At 62.5% G+C, this 4286-nt stretch carries 5 protein-coding genes; 2 read left to right on the top strand and 3 right to left on the bottom strand.

The genetic code is table 11. The features are described 5' to 3' along the window. On the bottom strand, nt 1–1081 hold a 1081-nt coding region (gene groL, locus WA702_RS07305), incomplete at its 3' end, for a chaperonin GroEL (RefSeq protein WP_425109858.1). An 88-nt stretch (nt 1082–1169) separates the two neighbouring features. After that, complete coding sequence (locus WA702_RS07300) at nt 1170–1487, bottom strand: co-chaperone GroES (protein WP_425109857.1); 318 nt, start codon at nt 1485–1487, stop codon at nt 1170–1172. A 379-nt stretch (nt 1488–1866) separates the two neighbouring features. Here WA702_RS07300 and WA702_RS07295 point away from each other — a divergent pair, with 379 nt between their 5' ends. Both WA702_RS07295 and WA702_RS07290 read left to right on the top strand, forming a co-directional pair. Next, nucleotides 1867–2154, top strand: a complete 288-nt coding sequence (locus tag WA702_RS07295; RefSeq protein ID WP_425109856.1) for an usg protein — start codon at nt 1867–1869, stop codon at nt 2152–2154. Between the two features lie 123 nt (nt 2155–2277). After that, on the top strand, nt 2278–2868 hold the full coding sequence (locus WA702_RS07290; RefSeq protein ID WP_425109855.1) for a cupin domain-containing protein: 591 nt from the start codon (nt 2278–2280) through the stop codon (nt 2866–2868). Nucleotides 2869–2981: 113 nt separating this feature from the next. Here WA702_RS07290 and WA702_RS07285 read toward each other — a convergent pair whose 3' ends face one another. Further along, complete coding sequence (locus WA702_RS07285; protein ID WP_425109854.1) at nt 2982–4232, bottom strand: NupC/NupG family nucleoside CNT transporter; 1251 nt, start codon at nt 4230–4232, stop codon at nt 2982–2984. Nucleotides 4233–4286: the final 54 nt, after the last annotated feature.

The raw sequence follows: 4286 nt of genomic DNA, 5'->3' as shown, positions 1-4286 counted from the left end.
CGTAGTCCGAGGTGGTCTCCTCGATCTGCGCCTTGATCTGGGCCACGCGCGCCTCGATGTCGGCCTTCTTGCCGGCGCCGTTGACGATCGTGGTGTTCTCCTTGTCGATCATCACCTTCTTGGCGCGGCCGAGCATGGTGAGGTTGACGTTCTCGAGCTTGATGCCGAGGTCTTCCGAGATCGCCTGACCGCCGGTCAGGATCGCGATGTCCTGCAGCATGGCCTTGCGGCGATCACCGAAGCCCGGTGCCTTGACGGCAGCGACCTTCAGGCCGCCACGCAGGCGGTTCACGACCAGGGTGGCCAGCGCTTCGCCTTCGACGTCTTCGGCGACGATGACCAGCGGCTTGCCGGTCTGCACCACGGCTTCGAGCAGCGGCAGCATCTCGTTCAGCGAGGAGAGCTTCTTCTCGTTGATCAGGATGTAGGCGTCATCCATCTCGACGCGCATCTTGTCGGCGTTGGTGACGAAGTAGGGAGAGATGTAGCCACGGTCGAACTGCATGCCCTCGACGACGTCGAGCTCGGTCTCGAGCGACTTGGCTTCCTCGACGGTGATGACGCCCTCGTTGCCGACCTTCTTCATGGCGTCGGCCAGGAACTTGCCGATTTCCGCATCGCCGTTCGCCGAGATGGTGCCGACCTGGGCGATCTCGTCGTTCGAGGTGACCTTCTTGGAGTTCTTGACGAGATCCGCCACCACAGCCTCGACCGCGAGGTCGATACCGCGCTTGAGGTCCATCGGGTTCATGCCGGCGGCAACCGACTTGGCGCCTTCACGGACGATCGCGGCCGCGAGCACGGTCGCGGTGGTGGTGCCGTCGCCGGCCGCGTCAGCGGACTTGGAGGCGACTTCGCGCACCATCTGCGCGCCCATGTTCTCGAACTTGTCGTCGAGCTCGATCTCCTTGGCGACGGTAACGCCGTCCTTGGTGATGCGGGGAGCGCCGAACGACTTGTCGAGCACCACGTTGCGGCCCTTCGGGCCGAGGGTGACCTTGACGGCGTTGGCGAGGATGTCGACGCCGCGCAGCATGCGATCGCGGGCGTCAACGCCGAATTTCACGTCTTTGGCTGACATATATGGATTTCCCTGAATTGAATTGTTGTCTCACCCCGTGCGTAGCGCCCGCAGGCGCTCCTCAGGGTGAGCGGATGCGGCTTAAAGCTTAAGCAGCTTTCTTCTTGCTGCTGGGGACGTCGGTGAGCACGCCCATGATGTCGCTCTCCTTCATGATCAGGAGATCCTGGCCATCGATCTTGACCTCGGTGCCGGACCACTTGCCGAACAGCACGCGGTCGCCGACCTTGATGTCGATCGGGATCAGCTTGCCGCTCTCGTCGCGGCCGCCCGGGCCCACCGCAGTGACTTCGCCCTGCGACGGCTTTTCCTTGGCAGAGTCCGGAATGATGATGCCGCCAGCGGTCTTCTCTTCGGCGTCGATGCGCTTGACCACGACGCGGTCGTGAAGCGGACGGAAGTTCATACAGTCCTCCTAAGATATTGAAACTGTTTTCGAAGTTTTTGGAGATTGGCAGTCGCTGCCGGCGAGTGCCAGCACGCTGCCAGGAAATAGGCCGAAGTCCTGTCGCGGACAAGGGCTTGTAGCAGAAAAATTAGCAGTCGATCCGGCCGCCTGCCAAAACGTTCCGGCATCGTTAATAGCGGGAACGGATCGTGAAAGGCAGTATTAGCACGCGCGGTAAGATGCTGCTAATGCAGCAAATTTCAACACGCCGTTAAACTTTTAGGCTTGAGATGGGTTGGTTGCATGCGTCACATTTCTGACAAGTGAGCGCATCTTACCGGGTGGCTCCGTCCCGGTCCCCACCCGGACAATGCGCTTCCTTAAAATGGAGGTTGGCATGAGTTCGCGGGTTGGTATTGTTTCCGAGGACTTTCGGAAACAGGTCTTGGGATACGGGCTGACGACGGCGCAAATCCTTTACCGGATGCCGGATCATCCCTCGTTGTTACAGACCTATGTCTGGCAGAATTACGACCTGTTTCCGAAATTCCCGGCGCTGCAGGATTTCCTCAGCTTCTGGCAAGCGAAGCTGGAGGGGCCGCTGTTTGCGGTCACAGTCGCCCACTCCAAACTGATCAAGCCGGCGGAACTGCGCGCCGTCGACGGCCTGTTCCAGCTGCACTAAGCGACCGCCTCGCGGGGTGGGCACGCCTTCGCCCTTTGGGCTTCGGCGGACAAGTGGCTTTGCCCACCCTACACGAACGCATTGTGCTACCCTTCGTTTCAGAGGAAACCGAGGGAGAGCACGATGGCCAGCAAGAGCCGCTCGAAGACGCCTGCATCGCCCACCGCTGCCAAACGCGGCGCCGCCAAAACGTGGGCAGCCAAGACTTCATCGTCCAAGACTTCACCGTCCAAGACATCGCCACGCCAGACCGCCAAACCGGCGGCAAAGCCGAGCGCACGCAAGATGCTCGCCAGCACCGGGCGCGCGGCGCCGGCACCCAAGCGGCGGAGGCAGCAGGTCGCGATCAGCCACCTCCGTGAGGAAGACTTCAAGACCGACGGCCTGCGTGCCTATGCGGCCTATCGCGATCTCGGCATCGCCGATGCGACCCACGGCCTGGCGCGGGCGCATGTGATCCGGCTGCTGCCGCCCTGCAATCCGCACGAGGTGTCAAAGCTCCACACCCACGCGGTCGAATTCCAAATGGTCTATGTGCTGAAGGGCTGGGTGAAGAGCTACCTCGAAGGCGTCGGCGAGACTCTGATGAAACAGGGCAGCTCCTGGACCCAGCCGCCGAAGATCAAGCACATGATTTTGGATTATTCAGACGACGTCGAGCTGTTGGAGGTGATCCTGCCGGCGAACTTCAAGACGAAGGAATTGACCGCTTGAAGCACCGTGGTCGCCACATCGTCGTTGCGAGCAAAGCGAAGCAATCCAGGGTGTATCCGTGGCGGCGGTCTGGATTGCTTCGTCGCTTACGCTCCTCGCAATGACGACGGCGGTTACGTCAGCACACCCACGATCGCGCCCATCAAACACGTCGTCAGGGTACCCGAGACGATCGACTTCAATCCGAGCGCGTTGATCTCCTCGCGCCGCTCGGGGGCCATGGTGCCGAGGCCGGCGATCATGATCCCGAGGCTGCCGAAATTGGCGAAGCCGCACATCGCATAGAGCATGATCAACCGGGCGCGCGGATCGAGCGCTGACGCGTCGAGCTTGGAAAAATCGACATAGGCGATCAGCTCGTTCAGCACGGTCTTGGTGCCCATCAGGCTGCCCGCGGTGATGGCCTGCGACCATGGCAGGCCCATCAGCCAGCACACCGGCGCCATCACCAGGCCGAGCACACGCTGCAGCGAGATCGGCGCGCCGCCGATCTCAGGCAGCAGCGACAGCATCGCGTTGGCGAGGTGCACCAGCGCGACCAGCACCAAGAGCATCGCGACGATATTGAGCAACAGCTCGAGCCCGGCAGAGGTGCCCTTGACGATCGCGTCCATCGTCGAAGAGGCGTTCATGTCGGGATCTGCCAGCGATCCGCCCGTGAGCTGCTTGGAAGTTTCCGGCACCATGATCAGGCTGATCAGGATCGCGGCCGGCGCGCCGAGCACCGAGGCGACGACGAAGTGCGCGGCCGCGTCGGGGATCAGAGGCGCAAGCAGCGTGGCATAGAGCACCAGCACGGTGCCGGCGATGCCGGCCATGCCGCCGGTCATCACCAGGAACAATTCGCTGCGCGTCATCTGCGGCAGATAAGGCCGCACGAACAGCGGCGCTTCCACCATGCCGAGAAAGATGTTGGCCGCGGTCGATAGCCCCACCGCGCCGCCGACGCCGAGCGTGCGCTCCAGCAGCCACGCCATGCCGCGCACGATCGGTGGCAGCACGCGCCAGTAGAACAACAGCGTCGTCAGTACGCTCATGACTAGCACGATCGGCAATGCCTGAAACGCCAGGATGAAATCGGCGCCGGGCACCTTGAGATCGAAGGGCAGGGTACTCCCGCCGAGATAGCCGAACACGAAGGAGCTGCCGGCACGGGAAGCGGCCGCGATCGCGCCGACGGCATCGTTGATGGCGCCGAAAGCGTGCGCGACCACGGGGATCTTGATCAGGACGATGGCGGTCAGGAAGGTGACGGCCAGGCCCAGCGCGGCCTGCTTGATCGATACGGCGGGGCGGTTTTCGCCGAGCGCCCAGGCGATCGCGAGCAGGGCGGCGATGCCGAATGCCGATTGCAATTGCAGCATAAGTCCCCCGAACTTTGCGGATTATGAGCGCGGTACGCAGCAAAGCGCAATGCC

Source organism: Bradyrhizobium sp., assembly GCF_049798375.1.
GTDB lineage: Bacteria > Pseudomonadota > Alphaproteobacteria > Rhizobiales > Xanthobacteraceae > Bradyrhizobium.
Note: the sequence above shows the minus strand (reverse complement) of the source record. Positions and strands in the feature narration are given on the sequence as shown.